General features: G+C 66.9%; 10 protein-coding genes. 4 read left to right on the forward strand and 6 right to left on the reverse strand.

Annotation, left to right across the window (positions count from 1 at the left end; all coding sequences use genetic code 11):
* Nucleotides 1–503 precede the first annotated feature (503 nt).
* Nucleotides 504–8,330, forward strand: a complete 7,827-nt coding sequence (locus ACFW0G_RS07590; RefSeq protein WP_378324024.1) for a hypothetical protein — start codon at nucleotides 504–506, stop codon at nucleotides 8,328–8,330.
* 18 nt (nucleotides 8,331–8,348) lie between these two features.
* Nucleotides 8,349–8,942 carry a hypothetical protein gene (locus tag ACFW0G_RS07595; RefSeq protein WP_378324025.1) on the forward strand — a complete coding sequence of 198 codons (594 nt, stop codon included), beginning with the start codon at nucleotides 8,349–8,351 and terminating at the stop codon, nucleotides 8,940–8,942.
* 46 nt (nucleotides 8,943–8,988) lie between these two features.
* Here the strand turns inward: ACFW0G_RS07595 and ACFW0G_RS07600 are convergent, their stop codons facing one another.
* The 4 genes from ACFW0G_RS07600 to ACFW0G_RS07615 form a co-directional block, all read right to left on the reverse strand.
* A complete protein-coding gene (locus ACFW0G_RS07600) occupies nucleotides 8,989–10,278 on the reverse strand; it encodes a YrhB domain-containing protein (protein ID WP_378324027.1) in 1,290 nt (429 codons plus the stop codon).
* A 322-nt stretch (nucleotides 10,279–10,600) separates the two neighbouring features.
* The gene (locus ACFW0G_RS07605) at nucleotides 10,601–12,520 is read right to left on the reverse strand and encodes a hypothetical protein (RefSeq protein WP_378324028.1); all 1,920 of its coding nucleotides are present in this window, start codon (nucleotides 12,518–12,520) and stop codon (nucleotides 10,601–10,603) included.
* Nucleotides 12,521–12,797: 277 nt separating this feature from the next.
* Nucleotides 12,798–14,819, reverse strand: a complete 2,022-nt coding sequence (locus ACFW0G_RS07610; protein WP_378324029.1) for an ATP-binding protein — start codon at nucleotides 14,817–14,819, stop codon at nucleotides 12,798–12,800.
* 369 nt (nucleotides 14,820–15,188) lie between these two features.
* Nucleotides 15,189–16,247: a LacI family DNA-binding transcriptional regulator gene (locus ACFW0G_RS07615; protein ID WP_378324030.1), complete on the reverse strand. Its 1,059-nt coding sequence runs from the start codon at nucleotides 16,245–16,247 to the stop codon at nucleotides 15,189–15,191.
* Nucleotides 16,248–16,651: 404 nt separating this feature from the next.
* On the opposite strand from ACFW0G_RS07615, the gene ACFW0G_RS07620 reads away from it, so the two are divergent.
* Nucleotides 16,652–17,782, forward strand: a complete 1,131-nt coding sequence (locus ACFW0G_RS07620) for a cytochrome P450 (protein WP_378324031.1) — start codon at nucleotides 16,652–16,654, stop codon at nucleotides 17,780–17,782.
* Nucleotides 17,783–17,797: 15 nt separating this feature from the next.
* Here ACFW0G_RS07620 and ACFW0G_RS07625 read toward each other — a convergent pair whose 3' ends face one another.
* On the reverse strand, nucleotides 17,798–18,217 hold the full coding sequence (locus ACFW0G_RS07625) for a MarR family winged helix-turn-helix transcriptional regulator (RefSeq protein WP_378324033.1): 420 nt from the start codon (nucleotides 18,215–18,217) through the stop codon (nucleotides 17,798–17,800).
* Between the two features lie 56 nt (nucleotides 18,218–18,273).
* Here ACFW0G_RS07625 and ACFW0G_RS07630 point away from each other — a divergent pair, with 56 nt between their 5' ends.
* Entirely contained in the window at nucleotides 18,274–18,798 is a 525-nt protein-coding gene (locus ACFW0G_RS07630; RefSeq protein ID WP_378322860.1) for a DUF6790 family protein, read from the forward strand.
* A 39-nt stretch (nucleotides 18,799–18,837) separates the two neighbouring features.
* Here the strand turns inward: ACFW0G_RS07630 and ACFW0G_RS07635 are convergent, their stop codons facing one another.
* On the reverse strand, nucleotides 18,838–20,184 hold the full coding sequence (locus tag ACFW0G_RS07635) for a carotenoid oxygenase family protein (protein ID WP_378324034.1): 1,347 nt from the start codon (nucleotides 20,182–20,184) through the stop codon (nucleotides 18,838–18,840).
* Nucleotides 20,185–20,196 lie beyond the last annotated feature (12 nt).

The following is a 20,196-nucleotide window of genomic DNA, read 5'->3' on the forward strand; positions in this document are numbered from 1 at the left end:
GGATGGATCCGTTTGGGACGTTTATTTCGAGTTTTTTGATGGGTAGTACGTCGAAGGCGGTGCACAACTGGTCGCATGGGGGTGGTCATGGGGGGCCGCATGGGGGTGGTCCTGGTGTGGTGGATGCGTCGTCGCCGGAGTTGACGTCGTCTCCGGAGGTGAAGCTGGAACACCTGGACCAGGATGGGAAGCCCTCGGCTGATGGTGGTAAGTCGGGTAAGGAGGTGCGGGAAGGAGAACAGCCGCCGGAATATCCGGCGCCTCCGCCCTACAACGCCCCGTATACGCCTCCTCCGGCCTACCGCCCCGAGCCCACACCACCGGCGGCCAGTCAGCCATCAGGCACGCCCGCGACCTCACCAACCACCGCGACATCGCCTGCCCCCACGCCCCGACCCGCAGCAACGGAATCTCCCCGTGAGCAGACACCGACCGCGCAGCAGTCCGGTGGGCAGCCGTCGGTGGAGTCGCCTGGTGGGCAGCCGCGGGTGGTGGAGTCGCCGGTGGCTCACCAGGGCACGCCGGACGTCCGGCCGGGTGAGTCGCTGTCATCGGCGGGTCACAATCCCGCCGCGAGCAACCCCGCACCACATACCCAGAACGCTGGTCCGGCCACCGCCACCACAGGCTCCGGCATCGGTACGCACCACCCGGAAACGGGAAACACGCCGCAGACTTCCTCGCCGTCGCCGTCTTCGTCGATCGACCCGACGCGGCACACCAACGACCAACAGCCGAACCAGAACGGCAGCACCCAGCAACCCGGAACCACCACCACGGCCACCGGCCAGCCAAGCCAGCCGCCGGGCACCACACCGACGCAGACCCCGAAATCCGACAACACCACACCACACACCTTCGGCCCGGCCAAGGAAGCGCCGGGATCCGACCCGACCCGGTCCCCGTCCTCCGAGAACACACCGCTGAACACCAAGCCGCCGCTGAGCGGTACTCAGCAGGACCTCCGGCAGCCGTCGTACGTCCCGAAGACCTCCGTCGAATCGTCGTCCTTTCCGTCGAGGTCGGTGGAGTTCCCTGACACCGGCACAACCATCGAACGGCACGTGCCCGCCGGGCAGAACACGGCAGGCGCGGAAGGCGGGCATCCCGCGAACGGCCACCTCGGCCAGAACCACGGCCAGAACCACGGGCAGGACCCGAAGACGCTCGGGCAGCCGGACCGGTTGGTGGGGCCGGCCACCGTTCGTTCATCGGGAACCTCGAGCACGACCACACCTTCGGCGGGGCCCCGAAGTACATCGCGGCCTACCGTAAGCCCGACCACTCCGGTCATGGAGAAAGCTCCCGGCGGCGAAGTCGCTCGCGTCGGCGCTTCCGGTCACCGGGTACCGGCTGTCCGGCCGCAGACCGAGTTCGAGGGCCCGAGGGCACTCGATACCGGCAAGCCTCACGAAAACCCGGCAACCGACCTGACCGCGCCCGCCCGAGGCGGGGCGCGTCATCCGGGGGGAGCCAAGGATGTGGCCGTGCCGATTCGGCAGGACCGCGAGCCCGGGCCGAGTCCCGAGGTCTCGGTGTCCCGACCATCCGGCAATGCCGAGAGCCGTCCGGCCTCAGGGCTCCCGCACCTGAAGCGGACGCCGGGATCCGAACCGTCGTCTCCGTTTCGCCTTTCCCAAGACGCGCCGTCGTCGGGCCTGGTTCAGCGCGAGTCCCCTGCCAGGGGCGAGACCTCCGAGCTGGCGCTCCAGCAGGAGGAGTTCAAGCAGCGCTACCCGGAATACTGGGGGGTCAACGGCGAGAAGTACGCCCAGCGGGCCGAGGGGCACACGGAGAACTGCCAGCAGTCGGTGATCGCCGCCGTGCAGACCCGACGCAACATCCTGTCCGGCAATCGGGTGGGTGGCGTTACGGTGCCGGCGCCCGGTGGCAGGCCGATGACGATCGGGGCGGCGAACGAGCATCACGGCACGGAGGCGGTGGAGGCGACCTTCGAGCAGGTCGAATCGCACATGGCGGGCCACACCCCGGGTGCCATGGCCCAGGTGTACATCGAGGGCAGGGACGGCATGGTGCACGTCGTGCTGGCGGAGCGGGCAGCTGCCGGTCCGCGGCACGAAGGAACGAAGCCGGTCCAGTATCTGGATCCGCACCGAGGGGTCCTCCCAGACGTGGGACCGCACAACGTGCGGGGCTTCCGGCCGCTGTCCGACCTCGGCACGACTCCGCTGGCGGGCAAGCAGTTGTCGCCGGAACGTCTGGTCGGCGCACCGGCCGGGACCGAGCCGCTGCGTGCGGATCAGCTGCTGACCATCCCCGGCGTGAGCGAGGAGCACGCGTTGGGCCTGGTGCTGGGCGACGTTGCCCGGGAAGTGCACAAGGCTGCCGCGCACGGTGGTGTCACACGGGCGCTGCGCAGCTACCTGTCCGGCAAGCACGGTGTCGGCAGGTGGCACGTGAAACGCGTGGTCGAAGCCGCGGCGATGGACAAACTGCGGGAGACCGGCGGGAACTGGCCCGATCAAGCCAAGGTGCTCGATGCCTACGGCATCGGAGACGAGGACGCGTACCGGCTGATCCAGGCTGCCGCGGTGGCGGATCTGCGCGAGGCAGCCGACCACGGCCGGCCTTACTCCGACGAGGAACTGGCCGCCAAGTACGGTCAGGACCTCGCGGTGAAGGTCCGCGGGGAGAGCTGGGTCGACCAGGTCGTGTTCGCTGCGGCACTGGCGGATGTGCGGGCGGCCGTGGAATCGGGCGGCCGGCCTTACTCCGCCGGTGAGCTGGCTCGGCGTTACGGCAGGACGCCGCAGTGGGCGCGTAAACCGATCCTCACCGAGGCAGCGCTGCGGGAAGAGCTGTCGAAGTCCAAGGTTTACCGGCAGCTGGTCCCGGAATTCGGGCTGAGCCGGCTCGATGGCCACGGAGAGGTCCAGCCCGCGGGGGCGCTGGAACAGCTGGCGCGGGCCGAGGTGCGCGCGGCGGTAGGCCGTGGTGAGGTCCCGAACGCCGAGGCGCTGGCCAGGCGATACGGGAAGTCCCGGGAATGGGGAAGGCTCCAGATCGATGCGGCGGCCCATATCGCGGTGATCGAGGCGATGGGTGCCCGGCGGCCTTACTCCGCCGAACGCCTTGCCGCCGAGTTCGGCTTGGACGTCGAGCAGGCGCGTGCCCGGATTCTTCAGGCGCCCGTGGTCGAGGCTGTTGGCGGACATGCCGCGAAACAGGCGGCCAAGGAGGCGGCCGCGGCCGGGAATCCGCTTACCGCGGAGGACCTGTCCGGACAGTACGGAATCAGTTTCACGAGGGCCGAGAAAGCGATCGACGATGCCGCCGGAAGCGATATCCGGCGCGGGCTCGCCGAGGGCAAACCGGTCACCGAGAAGGACTTGGCGCGCAGGTACGGCAAGGACGAAGCGTGGGCGCGGGACCGGATCGATGCTCAGCTGCGCGAAGCGATTGTCTATCACGCGGCGCAGACCTTGCTGCAGGACCCGGTGGCGGACGACCCGCGGGTGGACATAAGGTCTCATCTGAGTTTCCTGCGAGACCAGTTCCGGGTCAGCGATGCGCGGTACGGCAGTCAATTCGACACGGTCGCCAGTGCTGAATTCCAGCGGACTGTCCTGTATGGCAGTGACCCGCGAATAATTCGAGCTCGCAGGTATTTACACAATTACCAGGAAACGGCCGATTCGATAGCATCGACCGCTATCAGAGCGTATGCGCGGTGGGCTGCCGGGGAAGGTGTGCCGTTCTCGGTCGAGGACCTGGCCCGGCAGCTCCGGTGGGACCTGGACCAGGAGAGCGAAGAGCATCGGGAGTCGGTCCTGGAGTTCGCGCGGAACGGGATCAGTGCTGCCGCGCGGATGGATGTGGAGCAAGCGGCGATGCTGGGGTCACCCTATTCGCCGGAAGCGCTTGCCGAGCGGTACCGGTTCGAGGTGGACACGGCCAAACGGGTAATCGCCACCGCTGCTCGTGACCATGCGCGCGCGATGTACGGCAGTGTGGATTCCCCTGGCTGGGACATGCGGCATTCCGCCCCGGAGTCATTGGCTTCGCGCTTCGCCATCAGCCGGGCCGACGCCGAGCGCTACGTGGCGGAGGTTCACGAATTCCCGCAAGACGCCGATGAAGAACCCGTGCTGGGCAATGCCGAGCTCTACGATCTTCTCGATCGGGCCGAGGACGCTCAGCAGGGTGAGCGAAAAAATGTTGCCGACCCGCTGCCGGACGTCATCTTTGACGACGAGAGCGATACGAGTTCGATTTCAGACTCTGGTGGGAATGTTGTTCTTTCTGCGGCGAACATCGAGTTCCGCGCGCGTTTCCCTGAGCTTGCCGGGGTGAACTCGCAGCTCTACCTGTTCGACGTGGATGGGCATACGAAGAATTGTGGCCAGTCGTTCGTCGCGGCGGTCCAGACGTTGAAAAACAACCGGTCCGCAGGCGCCGTGACCGGTACCGTGCACGCCGCGCCGGGTGGTCCGATGCCGTTGTCGTGGCTGGCGAAGCAGCTGCGGGTGCGGCCGAAGGACATGGTCGAGGCGTCCCATGCCCAGGTGGTGGCGCATCTGAGTGGTTCCGGGGGCGTGGTCGCCGGGCACCGAGGTGCGGTGTGGGGCGGGGTCGTCCTTCGGGAGGGCAATGCTCCGGTGGGGCATATGGTCCTGGTCCGGCGGTCGGCGAACGGTGAGCTCACCCAGGCCGATCCGCATCGAGGCACGGCTTCGAAGATCGAGCCCGCCGAGGTACGCGGATATGTTCCGCTGCGCGAGCTGGGTTCGACGCCGATGGCAGGTCCGCGGCTGGACCCGGACATGCTGGTCGGCATGGCGCCAGGGGCGGCCTCGCCGAGGAGCCGTTCCGGCGACTGGCGCTTTGCGGATGCTGCGAGCGGTCCTGTCGGCCAGGTCTACCGCGGCGGGCACAACGCCGGACCGGCGCACGCTTCTGCTTCGGCGGGCGGGGCTGACGTGCCGGTCGCCGAAGCAGAACCTGGCGGCTGGGAGTTCGCGGCCGACTACCGTGACGGCGATCTGATCCACGCCGGTAGTTTCGCCTCTCCGGCCGATGCCAAGCGATACTTCGACGCGCACTACAGCGATTTGCTGCTGGTGAACGAACCGGAGGATGGTGTGGTCGAGTCGGCACTGGAGACGCTCGGCCGAAGAAGCAACTGTGTCGAGTGTACGATCGCGGCGCTGAACACGCGCAACCATCCGGGAACCGTGTACCGCGCCAAGCCCAGCGGCGGAAACACGCTGGAGGAGATTGTCGAGGCAACAAAGGGGCAGCTACTGGGACCGTATAAGAGTCTCGCAGAGGTAAATGCCGCTGCTCGGAAAATGCTGTCCAAGGGTATTTTGCAGACCCTCTTGATTCAGGCGGAGCCCCGTCATGCGATGCTCATTGCGCGTACTCGTGACGGAAGGGTGGAGATTCCCGATAGGACCAACCGTAGTATGTGGCGAGTCCCCACGAATGTCAAAGAGTTTCACATCATCACGACGGACCCGAAAAAAGTCATCAAGCCGCCAGTGCCAACGCCGGTGGAGAGTGTACTTGGGTTGAGCGCCGAGGATGTTGCCGCTGATTCTCGCGAGATACCCTGGTTTAGCCGGAATGACTATGAAGGTCCGCTCCGTCTGTTGGTCGAAGCCGATCTCGATCCCTGGGAGCACTTTCGGGCTCTGCGTGAGCTGTGCCGGACGCTCGGCCCGTTCCCGGACCAGCTGGCGCGGGTTTCCGCCGAAACCGGGATTCCGGCAGCTGTGCTGCTGCGATTCGGCGCGGAAACGGGTCTTGCCCTGCGGGAACTGGCGCCGTTCCGCGCGGTGCTGGACGAGCTGAACGGCGTCCCGATGGATTCACCCGTGTTCGGGGAGGCGGCGAACCGATTCGTCACCAAGGGGATCCCCGGGCTCGTTGCGGGACTGGGATGGGACACCCGTGCTTTCAAGCGGTTCCTGGCGAGTGGCAAGGCTACACATGGGGAGCTGAACCGGGCCCTCGGGAGGCTGGCGAAGCAGCACGAACGCTGGTCCGAAGGTCTGTTCGACGGGAAGTGGGCGCGGGACGCTCAGGTGTGGCGGCTGCGGGAACTCGGTGTGCCGGCGGAGGACGCCGAGAAGATCGCACCTGAGATGCTGATCCTGAATCGGGGGAACTGGTTCACCATTCGTGACTTCACCCGGCTGGTCGCGAAGGTGGGCGGCGAGCACGCGGCCGCCATCTTCGCCGTCAGCAGGGCGGGCAAGCGCATTCCGGACGATCTGTCGGACCTGGGGGTGGACGAAAAGGACCTGCTCGCTGCCGCGGAGGTGCTGAAGCGCGATCCGCGGGAGGTCGCCACCTTCCTTACATCCGCCGGTCGGGAGCGGCCATCGACGCAAGGGGGGAGAGAGTGGCTCGACTCGTTGCACACCGAATACTCGCGCTGGGAGGCCGGGCAGCGGGAACGGCTCATGGTGCCGGCGGACATGACCATGTTCGAGGTGGAGAGGCGGCTGAGCAGGAACGACCTGAAGCTTGCCGGGCCGGAGGAGCTGGCGCGGCCGGCGTTCCGCGAGGGATACCGACCGGGTGACCCGATTTCGGAGGATGCCTTCGCCGATCTCCGGGATGCCTACCGCTACGCCGTGACGCACTACGAGCCGGCGTTGGAGGTGAACGAGCCGTGGCCGGACGAGTCCAGGAGGGACCTCGCGGCCAGGCTGACGAACTGTCCGGTGGTGGCGGTTCAGGTGGCGAAAGTCATTGAGCACAACCAGTCGTATGAGGCCGAGGGAAGCCCGCCGATGCCGGGATGGCAGATCGAGCAGGCGATCGGGAAGGAATTCGGCGCGTCGTTCCCGAACTTCGCGGCGGCCGACAAGCACATCCGGGCCGTGTTCAAGCCTGGTGAGCAGGGTTTGGTGTCCTTCCGGTCGCCGGGCGGGCACCGGCACATCTACAACTTCCACCGGCGCCTGTCCGGCTCCGTCGACTATGTGGCCATGCAGCGGGTGTCGAAGAAGCTCGGCGGTAAGTCGGGGATGGCCGACCTGTCGATCGAGCACGAGGACGTGCGGATCGTGAAACTGGAGCGGGGCGGGGACTATCGGGTCCCGCGTGCCGGTGGTCATCGGCGGTCACCCGCGCGAGGCGCGAGATACCAGAGTGAACCGCATGCCGGGCTGGATTCCCGTTCCGGCACGAACCGTCTGGTCGACCGGCCTTCGTCTCCTCCGCCTGAGTGGGAGTCGCGGCGGGTGGCGCGGCAGCTGGCGCGTCCGGCCTGGTACGGGGACCTGCTCGCCGATGAGCCGGCCGACTGTCGTGCCCGCGCCGAAGTCCTCAGCGACGTGGATGCCGGGTTGCCGGTCCTTGCCGAACGGCTGGCCGGAAACCACGGCAAGAGCATGGAGTGGGCCTTGGCTCAGGTCGACGCGGCCGCGCGCGCCGACTTGCTTGCAGCGAAGGCTGCCGGACTTCCCTACAGCACCGATGAACTGGCTTATGCGTACGGTAAGGACGAGGGGTGGGCCACCAAACAGGCCGAAGCCACGGACCGAGCGTCGCAGACGGCTGTCCGCACTTTCGACTACCTCTGGAATTCTCTCACTGAGAAGACTGTTCCGGAATTGACGGAAAAGATTGTTGGAAGTATTTGCGACGCCGCAGAATTTGCTCCGAGTCAACGCTATCTCACTAGAGTGAGGGAGACGGTCCGGCGCAGATGGGAATGGGCGAAGGAGAAAACCCGGAACGGCGAAGTGTGGGTCAGTGGAGTTCGTCGCCTGGAACTTGCACTCGTCGTTTCTTCGGTAGGCCCAAGCGAGTTGCGCTGGCTCGAAGAGGAATTTAGCGCCAGACTGCAAAAGGTAGCATTGCGATTACTGGAGTTCCCGCCGAATTTCGAGCTGATGAAAATGCAAGCCAAATACCACGGTGAAGACAAGCCGGGAAATCGGCGATACGCAAGCTTGGGCACGCATGTGAAGTACTTCACGGAAGAGGAGCGAAAGGCCTATCTGATCACGGTAGGGCCGGATGGCCTTCTTTACGATAGTATCGGGCGTGTTTTTGATACGACTGGGCGAGGTTCGGGGGGTGGTGATAAGTTCATCTTCGTGATGGACGAGGAAGGGGTCCTTTATTCAGCGAAAAAATCTGCCGGAGAGCTTCAGCATTCCAGCTTTCTTTCGGGGGGCGATACCGCCGGAGCTGGGTATATTCGGGTCGAAACGGGTAGGTTACTGCATATTATCGGTCGCAGTGGACATTATCGACCTATGGAAAAACATGTCATGCAGACTGTGGATAACCTGGTTCGACAAGGAGCGGAGTTCCGCTACGCAAGAATTCAGGTACTTAAATCTTGATCATGTACGAGGTGGGGTATGGTGGACAAGTGGCGAGGCGTGGTGAACGGCATCTGCGAAAGTATCCTGCCGCGCGAATCGCTCGACGGTGTGACAGCGGCCCGGATCGCCCGCGTGCTTGTGCGCGAGCCGTTGGGATATCTGACAGTCGAGGATGAGTTCGCGGCCCTGGAAGCCGCGATCCGGCCGGGTACCGATCTGACCGAGGTGACACCGCCGCCGCACGGTGCGGCTGCCATGCGTGCGTTCCTGGCCGCGATTCTGAACGAAATGGAGGCGCGGCGCCCTTGGCCCGCGCCGGCTGTCCGCAGGGTGCCCCCGTCGCAGTGGCGGAGTTTTCCGGACATCCCGGTCGCGCGTGTCGGGCTGCCCTACGCGTACGTGGGGATGCAGGCGGGTGCGGTGTTCTGGTCCCTTGGGGAGGATGATCCGCGTAAGGTCTTGATTCTGCGCCTGGCTTCGGGAGCGGAACTGGCTTTCGTCGCGCCCTGGTGGGACGGCAGTGACGACGTCGCGGTGTTGCTGCGTGGCTCGGAGAACGCGCGCGAAGCAGTGGCCGAACTGTTCCGCGTTACCAGTCTGGAACCCACGTTCGTCACGATGCTGCGATGAGCCGGTGGTGGCCCGCGGTGCGCGCGAACTGGAGTCGGCTCAAGATCTACCGGTAGCGGATGACGTGCACCGCCATCGGATCCTGTTCGAAGACCGGGAGATTGTCCTCGGCCATCGAGTCGATGAGCCGTACCCCCTCGGGCTCGTTGAGCGCGATGAGCAGGTTGCCCACGGTTTCCCGGCCCCGTGCGTCCTGCCGGCGGATCCATACCACTGCTCGTGAATCCTGCGGGGTGCCCGACAACTCGGTGAGTGCCTCGCCCCAGCTGCGGTGCTCGGCAAAGCTCACCGGGGTGCCCAGCTCACGCATGGTCGGCTGGAACCAAGCCGCGGTGCCGGGGGCAGGCGGGTTGCCCAGCCCGTCCTTCCTGGCGTCCCAATCGGACAGATAGGACCACGGATCGTTGTTGGGCAGCCCGAACGGCTTGCGGCCGGCTTCCTTGGGTACCACCAGCGCGGCGTCCAGCATCTGATCCCGCCACTCGCCGGTCTCCTGGAATCGCCGCGTGGTGCACGCGAACAGCCAGCCCCGTTCGGTCTCGTCGTCCTGATCGGGCCGGACCAGGACCACCGGGTCGGGATAGGTGTGCTCCAGCCAGCTGGTCGCCTTGTCCAATGCGGCCCGCAGGTCCGGCGCCGGGGCCTCCCACGGCACCGAAAAGGACGTCGTTTCGGTGACGACCGGGCGGTGGAACCGCGCGACCACGAGCTGGCCGATCTCGTCGTCGTCCAGCCGGGCCAGCGCACCCCGCTGTCCGTCCAGGAAGACCACCTGGCGCTCGTCGTGGAAGCCGTAGAGCAGATGGCCGGTCAGCTCGGAACCGGAGAGCTGCCGTCGCAACCACACCGCGGTACGGGTACCCGGGCCGCCCTCCTGCAAAGCCGACGACACATCCGCCCAGGTGGAACTGGTGAACACCTCGGAGTCCGGGAAGTGCGTGTTCAGCATCCGGTCCCACCAGCCGGGCGCCTCGTCCAGCGGGACCCACGGCAGCGCCGAGGTGGGGCGGCGGTCCACGGCGGCGTCCGTCGCGACCAGACAGCCGCGGGCGTTGACCCGCCACCGCCACGGCCGCGGATCCAGGTCCGCCGCCGGCGACGCGTTGAACTCCTCATTCAGCGGATCGGCGGTGGAGACCGGGAATGGCTGACCGCCGTCCTTGGGTACCGCGATCGTGGCGGCCAGCATCGGCTCGGCCGAGCTACTCGTGTAGTCGCAGCCGTACAGCCAGGTCTGGTCGCCCTCGCGCAGGGGCTGGGTGTCGGCGAGGGTGACCAGACCGCGGTAGGTACGTTCCAGCCAGTCCGCCGCCCTGCTGGTGGGATCGTCGCTCATAAGTCACCTCGGTCGCATCTTGCCGGACAGCCCGATCTCAGGTCGCTTCGCCTGTGCGTCTCCCGGACGTGACGCCGGTGTCCGGATCGGGCTTCGCCGGTTCGCCCTGCCCGGAATCCATCGGAGACGCTACCAATAGCACAGGGTATGCCTCGGCCAAGTCGAGGACGGACGAGCAGCTCTGCCCGAAAGTATTCAACCGATGTCCGGAGTGAACCGCGAGCGGGGTCCGCGCTGTCCGGTGCGGGCCCCCATCCTCCCCTTCAGGGCATGAGATGGGTTCCTCGCGCCTATCCGATCGGTGGAACGACGTCGAACGTCCTCATCCGGCTGACGAGTTCCGGCTCACCTGGAAGCGGTTTTCCTCTTGGCGATGCCAAAGCGCCGCACAGATCTCGTGCACCCCTGCCTGAAGGTGCCGGCGGTAGCTGCTGAACGGAACGCCGAGCCGGGCCGCGGCGGCTTTTTGGTTGGTCTGACGATCGAGGTAGGTGGCCTGGATCGCGCGCTGGTGTTTGATGCGCCGTGGGTCCTGGCGCAGGGCGTCGACGGTGGAGGTGACCGCCGTGCGCAGGGCTGCGGTGCCCCCGTGGATCCGCACCAGTGGGTTCGCCGCGACCGCTTCGTCATCGTGCCAATCGCGCAGGGCTTGCTTGACAGCGGCGAAGAACTCTTCCCGGGAAAACGCCGGTGCCGGTGGGACGTCCCGCGCGACGTCACCCGGGGCGCCGCGCTGACTCAGCGTTTTCTCGATTCTTTCGAAATGCGGTTCCATGGGGACCTCCCGCCAATCGTGCACGACGACACCCCAGCCCCCCGCCCCCAGTTCGGGTATCGAACGGAGGGTACGGAAGTCGTACTGCTCGATCCCGGGACCGAAGGTTTCGATCTCCGGTATCAGCATGAAGGTCGCGACGAGGCCGTCCCGTTGGTGCATCGAGAGGGTGGACATGAACGAGGCGTTGAGGACGGTTTCGGACATGCAGCGCTCGGCGGAGACCACCGGAACCTGAAAGCGAGCCATCCCGACATATTCTCCGTGGCCTAGCCGGTCGACGCGATCGAGGTACTCCCGGATCGGGGCCAGCGCGGGATCGCCGGTCAGGTCGTCGGTTTCCGGGGACAGCCGCAGCCAGGCGAAGAACGACACCGGCGTCAGATCTTCGGCACGGCAGCTGATCTTGAACGCCTCCGGTTTCCGATCGAGCCAATAGGCCACCAGTCGCGCGCATTCGTCGTTTTCGTTCTCGCGTGTGATGCGCAGTACGTCCTCGCGCATTTCCGGTGTGTAGTCGCTGATGAACAGCGATTCACGCTCCTGGTCGGCCATGATCTGGGCGTATTCCTGGTCGAGGTACCGGGTGAGGTAGAGAACGTCCCTGACCGCCACCTCGACCGCGTTTCCCGAGACGGCCGACGGAGCTCTGAGCAAGTAGCGGTACAGACGCATGTGCAGGTCGTGGTAGGCGACTGGGTCGCGCCATTTGAAGGAGGAGTCGAGCACTTCGCGTACGAGTTCGTGGCAGACCAGTCCGTGCTGTCCTGCTTCGACGTACGGCAATTCGGTGAGCCAGTCGAACACGATGCGTGCGTCGTGTTCATCGAGTCCGGTGCGGAGTAGTCCGAGGGTGACGTGGCGTACGTGGCCGCTCACGCGTAGGCCGTATTCGTGCGCTGCCGAGGGGACTCGGTCGATCATGTGGGCCAGCAGGGTTTCGATGACGTGCGGGCTGGGTTCCCACGCGGTGTTGCCGGCCAGGCCGGGTTTGGCGGAGGTTTCTTCGGCGGCCAGGCACAGGGTGAGCGGATGCCCGGCGGCGAAGCCGTTCACCGGGGAGCGCAGGTGATCGGGAACACCGCGGCCGGCGAGCAGGGCGTCGGCCTCGTCCGGATCCAAGGGTGCCAGGGGGATGGTGTGGACGAGGTGCCGCCATCCGGGGTCGAGGGTCCAGTGTGGTTCGGGGCGGTGCCGCCCGGCGATGACGACGACGGTGTCCTCAGGCACCGTGGCCAGGAGTTGCCCACGCAGCCAGGTTTCCAGGGGCCGGCAGTGCTCGAACCCGTCGATGACGAGCACCGGCCGATCACCCGCGTGCACCGGCGCGGCGGCCTCCGCCAGCGCGGTGGCGGAAGTGAGCACGTATTCCCCGTCCACCCACACCACCGTGTGGCCCCGCACCGCGGCGTCATCGGCCAGGTGCCGCAGCAGCGCCGACTTCCCGATCCCACCCGGACCATGCACGAACAGCACCTGCGGAGCACCTGGTTCACCGCGAAGGGCTGCAGCGAAAACCCGCCGATACTCGACCCGGCCGATGAAACCCGCACGAGAGAACTGCCGCACACGATCAGCCAACGAACGCCGCTCGCTCGGGCGGGCAGTGGGGAAGGGTACTATCTCGTTCACGCGCCGGTCCCTTCGAACTCGGGCGAACTCACGCGCTCGTGCTGCTCAACCAGCCGCCGGCGTCGAGCACCCGGCTGACCCGCGGTGTCCTCCGTGACTACACCGAGGCGCCTCATTCGGCTGACGAGTTCCGGTTGTCCTGGACGCGGTTTTCCTCATGGTGTTGCCAGAGTGCGGCGCAGATTTCGTGCACGCCCGACTGGAGGTGCCTGCGGTGGGTGCTGAACGGAACGCCGAGCCGGGCGGCCGCGGCTTTCTGATTGGTGTCACGGTCGAGGTAGGTGGCGTGGACGGCGCGCTGATGTTTGATGCGCCGCCGGTCCTGGCGCAGGGTGTCGACCGTGGTGACGACCGTCGTACGCAAGGTACGGGCATCGCCGTAGGCTCCGATGAGCTGGTTCACCGCGATCGCCTCTTCGTCATGCCAGTCGCGCAGGGCCTGCTTGACCGCGGCGAAGAACTCCTCTTGGGACATCGCCGGTGCGGCACGGACATCGCTAGCGGAGTCGCCCGGTATGACGCCACACCGCATTGTCTTCTCGGTTCGTTCGAGAAGCTGCCCTAGGGAAACCTCGCGCCAATCGTGCATGCACAGCCCCCAGGTCTTGTCGTCGAACTCGGGGATCGCCCGGTACAGCCAAAAGTCGTACGCTTCCAGGTGGGGCGCCATGTTCGTGACGTTCGGCACGAGTACGAAGCTCGCGACGAGCCCGTTTCGCCGATGCAGCGACCTGGTGGATTGATACCCGGTGTGGAGGTTCATCCCGGTCACGTAGTGTTCGGCGGACAACGCCGGAACGTGGAAGCGAGCCACCCCGACATGTTCTCCGGGTTTCACCTGGCCGGTTTGATCGAGATACTCCTGTATCGGCGCGAGCGCGGGGTCGCCACTCAGCTCGTCCGTTCCCGGGTGCAGGCGTAGCCAGGCGTTGAAGGACACTATCGTCATGTCCTCGGCGCGGTGGTGGACGGTGAAGCCTTCCGGTTGTCTGTCGAGCCAGTAGGCCACCAGACGCGCGTGCTCCTCGCCCCGGTCCTCGTGCGCCAGGCGCAGCAGATTCGCACGCATTTCCGGCCGGTAGGCACTTTCGAACAGCGCCTCGCGTTCCCGAAAAGCGAGGACCGCCTTGTTCGCCGGGCTGAGGTGGCGACAGAGGTACAGCAGATCGTTCGCCGCCACATCGATCTCGGCGTCCGAAACGGCTGGCCGGCTGTCGAGCAAATGCCGCCACAAGCGCAGGTTCAACTCGCCGTAGGCGACGGGGTCGCGCCATTTGAAGGAGGAGTCGAGTACCTCGCGGACGAGTTCGTGGCAGACCAGTCCGTGGCGTCCTGTTTCGACGTACGGTAATCCGGCCAGCCAGTCGAACACGGTGCGTGCGTCGTGTTCGTTCAGTCCGGTGCGGAGCAGCCCGACGGTGACATGGCGTACGTGGCCGGCCACGCGTAGGCCGTATTCGTGCGCGGCCGAGGGCACCCGGTCGATCATGCGGGCCAGCAAGGTTTCGATGATCTGCGGGCTGGGTTTCCACGCGGCGTCGCGGGCCGTGGTGGGTGGGGCGGAGGTTTCTTCCGCCGCCAGGCAGAGAGTGAGCGGATGCCCGGCCGCGAAGCCGTTCACGGTGGCGTGCAGTTCGCCGGGAACACCGCGCTGGGCGAGCAGATCACCGGCCTCGTCCGGGTTCAGGGTCGTCAGGGCGATCGTGCGCACAAGGTGCTGCCACCCCGGGTCGAGGGTCCAGTGCGGGTCGGGGCGGTGTCGCCCGGCGATGACGACGACGGTGTCCTCGGGCACGGTGGGCAGCAGCTGCTCGCGGATCCAGGTTTCCAGGGCCTGGCAGTGCTCGAATCCGTCGACGACGAGCACCGGCCGTGCACTCGCGTGCACCGGCGCGACGGCCTCGGTCAGCGCGGTGGTGGAGGTGAGTACGTATTCCCCGTTCACCCACACCACGGCATGCCCCCGCTCCTCGGCGTCGTCGGCCAGCCGCCGTAACAACGTCGACTTCCCGATCCCTCCCGGACCGTGCACGAACAGCACCTGCGGGGCACCCGGCTCACCGGCAAGCGCCGAGCCGAAAACCCGCCGATACTCGGTCCGTCCGACGAAACCCGCACGAGAGAACTGCCGCACACGATCAGCTATCGAACGCCGCCGGCTCGGACGGGCGGTCGAGAGAGGAAGTACCTCGGTCACGCGTCGGCCCCTTCGTTCTCGGGCGGTTTGAGCAGTGATTCCACAGTGGATAATGTGAAGACTTTTCTGTTCTATGGTCCGGAGTCAGGCTCGGCGAAACTCTTTCCGCGCGGAAAGTCCCGCGCGACGGGGATGTGGCGCAGAAGGTGTCATAGTGGTCATCGGTACGTTCTCGCTGTCACCAGGTTAACCGTGTAACTAGAATGATGGCGTCGAGCTTACCCGCTCGGACGCGAGGCCGGGATGTGAGATCTGGCTCGTTCGCGCCGGAGGCCCGGCGCCTGGGTGTGGCCGGTGCGCGGGGGTTCAGCGCGGCGAAGCCGTCGATCCGGTCGTCGGCTCGCCTGTGCTGCCGCGCACCACCAGTTCGGTGGGCAGCGTGACGAGGTGTGTTCCCGGCGTCCCGTTGATGTTGTTCAACAGCAGGCGGGCCGCCTCCTGTCCCTTCTGCGTCATGGGCTGCCGGACCGTGGTCAGCCCCGCGGCCGCCGCGGCGGGCAGATCGTCGAACCCGATCACGGCCAGGTCTTCGGGAACGCGCAGGCCGCGGCCGGCCGCCGCGTCGAGCAGGGCCAGTGCCAGCACGTCGGTCGCGGCCAGCACCGCCGTCACCGAACGGGTGTCGAGCAGCATTTCGGCGCCCGCGCGGGACTGTGCCGCGCTGAACCCACCGGCCTCGACGACCGGGAGCACGCCGACCCCGGCCTCGGCGAAGGCGTCGCGGTAGCCCTTGACCCGCGCTTTCATGACCCGGTCACGGGCATGGGCGATCCGCGAGTGGGACGCCGCCCCCGAACGGCCGTCCGGGCTCAGGCGGCTGACCAGCACGGCCACGTCGCGGTGGCCGAGCGCCAGCAGATGCCGGGCCGCCTCGCGGGCCGCGCCACGGTCGTCGATGCCGACCCGGGAATGTCCCTCGAGCGCGGGACCGTCGATGGTCACCACCGGCAGCCGGCGGCGCAGGACACTGTCGAGCACGGGATGGCGATCCGGCATCGCGTACACCATGAAGCCGTCGACCACGCCACGCAGCAACGCGTCGAGGCTCGCGGCGGCGGGTATCGCCTCCAGAGGCGCGGGCAGCAGGGTCAAGGCGATCTGGGCCAGTTCACCCACTTCCGCGATGCCGCGCATCAGCAGCGCCACCCCGGGGTCTTCGAACGCGTAGGGCAGCGAATCGGTCAGGATCAGCCCCAGCGCGCCGACCTTGCCCGTGCGCAGGCTCCGGCCGGTGGGATTCGGTCCCGGATATCCCAGTTCCGCGGCTGCCGCGAGGATGCGTGACCGTTGCTGCTGGGAAAGCTTGTCAGGCCGGTTGTAGGCGTACGAGACGGCCGCGTGCGAGACTCCGACGGCTTCCGCCACATCTCGCATGGTTACCAAGGACGGCCTCCCACTTCCACTTCGGCTACGTTTCGTCGCGTCCTTGTCGCTGCGGATATGCTGCGTCGTGGACGATCGAAGCTCCCCCGGCCGTCGCTCGGCGTCGACGGGTCGCTCCTCAGGGTAGGTTATACGGTTAACCGTCGGCTAACCGAAAGCCCGCGCGGATCCGGCCGGACAACGATTACTGCCCGCTTGGGCACGGGTGCGTCGTCGTGACGATTCCGTGATAGGGCCTGCCTACGGTCGCGTTTGTTGGTTACCGCCGCGGTAAGGAGCGGTCATTGTCCTCCACGATCGATGTCATTCCGCTGCCGTCGCCCCGAGAGCGGGAGTGTCCTTTCGGGCCCGCGCCCGAAATCTCCGGCCTTCGGCGCGACGCACCGGTGACGAAGGTGGCGTGCCCGACCGGGATCGAAGCCTGGCTGGTCACCCGTTACGCCGATGTCCGGGAGGTGCTGGGTGACCAGGAGCGGTTCAGCGCGCGCTCCGGCCAGGCCGGTCACGTACTGCTGAACCAGCCCCCGGACGCCGGTGTCGAGGAGGGCGACTTCAACCGGATGGACAGCGCGGATCACCTGCGTTTCCGCCGGGTGATCGCGCCCGCGATCACCACGGTGAAACGCACCGAGCTGTTCCGGCCGCTGGTTCAGCGCATCACCGACGACCTGCTGGACGAGCTGGCGGGGGAGACCGGCCCTGTCGACCTGCACGCCAGGTTCGCCACACCGCTCACCTCGTCGGTGATCGCGGAGTTACTCGATGTCCCGCCCGGGGACAGGGTGTTGTTCCGCAACGCCGCCAGGGCGCTGTTCGACGGGCACGTCGAAGCCGACGAGCTGGCGGCGGCGAATGTCCCTCTGTACGCCTACCTGGCCGAACTGGTGGCCCGCCGCGTTCAGGAGCCCGGCGAGGACGTGATCAGCGTGATGGCCGCCAGGGCACGGGCGGCGGATCAGCCGCTCACCCAGCTCGAACTGACGAAGGTGGCGGCGAGCCTGCTGGCCGCCGGTTACGACACCACGGCGGGCATGATCACCTACGGCATGCTGGCGTTGCTGCGCGACCCGGACCAGCTCGCGATCCTCCGCGACCACCCGGCGCTCGCCCCGAACGCCGCGGAGGAACTCGTTCGCTTGCTGAGCACGGGCAACGGCTTGATGCGAGTGGCCACTGTGGACACCGAACTCGCGGGCACCCGCATCGCGGCGGGCGACTACGTCGTCGTCGCGATCCAGGCAGCCGATCACGATCCGGACCGGTTCCCCGAGCCGGAGCGGCTGGACGTCACGAGGACGCGTGCCGCGCATCTCGGTTTCGGCCACGGTTCGCACCAGTGTCCCGGACAGCACATCGCCCGGCTGGAGCTGTCCACCGTGCTGGCCACGCTGCCACGCCGGATCCCCTCGCTGCGGCTGGCGGTACCGTTCGAGGAGATCCAGTTCAAAAAGGACACCGTCGTGCTCGGGCCGGTCGCGCTGCCGGTCGCCTGGGACGAGGTGCTGCCCGCCGGGTAGCCGTCGAAGGCGTTCTCAGTCGGGCTCGAGGATTTCGGCCAGCCGGAGGGTGTCTTGCAGGTAGCGTTCGTAGGGGAAGCCGGCCGCGATGAGTGCGGTGCGGAATTCGTCCTGGAGCGGCTTTCCTGTGGCATGGAAGGCTTTTCGGCCGGCTTTGGTGAGGCGGACCAGTCGTCGTCGTGCGTGGTCGGGGTCGATGGTGATGTGTACGAGGCCGTCTGCTTCGAGTGGTCGTAGTGCCCGGCTGATCGCGGGGTCGGATACCGACAGTGCCTGTGCGAGGCGGTGTTGTGTCGCCGGTTCGATGTCTTCGAGTGTGCCCAGTAGTCGTATCTGGCTGTAGGTCAGGCCGTCTCGGTCGTCGGTGCGTCGCCGGGTCGCTTCGCCCAGCAGCATGACGACCCGGTGCAGCAGGTCTGCGAGTCCGTCGTCCATGGTGTCAGCATAACAGAGTGTTGACTAGTTAATGTTAACAAGATAAGACTGAGGGTATGGACACTTTCTCTTACCTCGCCCAGTCAGCCTTCCCCGTGGTCTGGATCCTGATCCCGGCCATCGGCGCCGCCGTGCGGGCCCGCCGTGTCGCCTCGCCTCGGGAACGGCTGGAGATCTGGCAGCGCTGGTGGGCCATCGGCGCGATGGGGCTGGGCAGTCTGTGGATGACGGTCGCGTTCCTCGCCGTCCCGGACGTGATGGCCACCGCGATCGGGTTCGGCCGGACGCCGTTCCTGTTCGAGATCGCCTTCGCCAACCTCGGGCTGGCCGTCCTGGGATTCCGCGCCGCCTCGGCATCCGCGCGCGAGCGGATCACTATCGGGCTCGGTGCCGGGATGTTCCTGTGGGGAGCCGTGGTCGGTCACGTCTACCAGTGGTTCGCGGGCGGTGACCACGCCCCCGGCAACACCGGCGGAGTCCTGATCACCGACATCCTGATCCCGGCCGTGATGATCATTCTGGCGGTGCGGTCCCGGCGACTGGCGGCCACGCCCCAGCCGGCCGTCGAGATCGCCGCCTGACACCCGGGGGAGCCGGTCCTGGGTGCGTCGGTGTGGTGATCACGAGGTGAGGTGCGTGTCCGGGATCCATGAGCCGTGGATTCCGCTGGGCACGCGCCGGGGCAGGTCGACCGTGGCGGTGGTGCTCAGGTCGTGTGCGTCGAGGACGAGCAGCTGGGATGCGTTGGCGCGCAGGTCGCTGACGATCGTCAGCAGGTAGCCGTCGTCCTCGCCGGTGGCGCCCGCGGCGGGGACGAAGACGGCTTCGCCGGCATGCCGGCCGGGCCCCGGCCGGTGCAGGTGCCGCTCGCCGGTGGTCGTGTTCAGTTTGACGATGGCGAATTCGTCGAGCCCCGCTCCTGGGAAGGCGACCGAGTAGCTGATCGCGGAGGGCAGGCCGGTGCGGTCGTCGTTGATGCTGGGGAAGTCCGTCACCAGGTCGTCGAGTTCCTGTTCGGTCGCGGTCCCGGTCGCCGGGTCCAGCAGCCACCGGGTCGCGATCGCCCCGCTGACCGGGGTGGTCGGGTAGCCGGGCGCGCCGATCCACCACTTCCACGAGGTCGCCCAGGACGCCTGGTCGTAGGCGGGTCCTTCGAGGACGATCTTGCCGTCCGGCGTGTCGTAGGCGTTGGTGACGTGCAGCAGGGCGCGCTGGCTGACCGGGATCCAGGTCACGTGCGGGGCACCGACGCGGTCGAGGACACCGATGCGGGCCGGGTAGTCGTCATGCCAGCGGTAGGGGATGCCCGAGGTCTCCTCGGGGTCGAAAACGACTGGCAGGTCGAGGAAAACGGCTTTGGTCGCGGTGATGGCGAAGTCGTGCATCAGGCTCGGGCCGCTGCCGTCGACCACGTGGCTGCGCGTGATGTGGCCCTCGGGCGAGGCGACGTAGTAGGTCAGGTGCGGTGAGAACGGCGAATAGCTGAAGAAGTGCAACTCGCCCGTCGCCGGGTCCTGCTTCGGGTGCGCGGTCATCGCCGAGGTGAGCTTGCCGTGGAAGTCGAACGGGCCGACAGTGTCGAGTTCGGGCGTGACCTCGTAGGGCAGGTTGGCTTCTTGGAGTGCGAGGAGCCGGCCGCCGTGCTCGATGATGTGGGTGCCCGCGACGCTGGCGGTGAGATCGATGCTGCCGTCTTCGCGCACGAGCGGTGCACCGTCGAGAGCCGGGGTTCTGACCCAGCGGTTGCGATACCACTGGGCACGCCCGTTCGCCAGGTGGACGCCGTGCAGCATGCCGGAACCCTTGAACCAGTGGCTGGGGGTGATGCCGGGCTTCGGGTTGTGGCCGTTGCGGACGTATTCACCGTTCAGTTCCGGCGGCAATGCGCCGGTGACCGGCAGATCCACCGCGGTGGTCTCGTCGGGGACAGGGGTGTAGTGCCCGGTCAGGTAGGGCTTGGTCGTCATGATGATCTCCTT

Origin of the sequence: Amycolatopsis sp. NPDC058986 (assembly GCF_042741125.1) — a bacterium.
Classification (GTDB): domain Bacteria; phylum Actinomycetota; class Actinomycetes; order Mycobacteriales; family Pseudonocardiaceae; genus Amycolatopsis.

What these genes read in the sequence shown, in the direction of transcription:
- ACFW0G_RS07595 (WP_378324025.1), top strand. Translation starts at nt 8,349, where the DNA reads ATGGTGGACAAGTGGCGAGGCGTGGTGAACGGCATCTGCGAAAGTATC.
- ACFW0G_RS07600 (WP_378324027.1), bottom strand. Translation starts at nt 10,278, where the DNA reads ATGAGCGACGATCCCACCAGCAGGGCGGCGGACTGGCTGGAACGTACC.
- ACFW0G_RS07625 (WP_378324033.1), bottom strand. Translation starts at nt 18,217, where the DNA reads ATGGACGACGGACTCGCAGACCTGCTGCACCGGGTCGTCATGCTGCTG.
- ACFW0G_RS07630 (WP_378322860.1), top strand. Translation starts at nt 18,274, where the DNA reads ATGGACACTTTCTCTTACCTCGCCCAGTCAGCCTTCCCCGTGGTCTGG.
- ACFW0G_RS07635 (WP_378324034.1), bottom strand. Translation starts at nt 20,184, where the DNA reads ATGACGACCAAGCCCTACCTGACCGGGCACTACACCCCTGTCCCCGAC.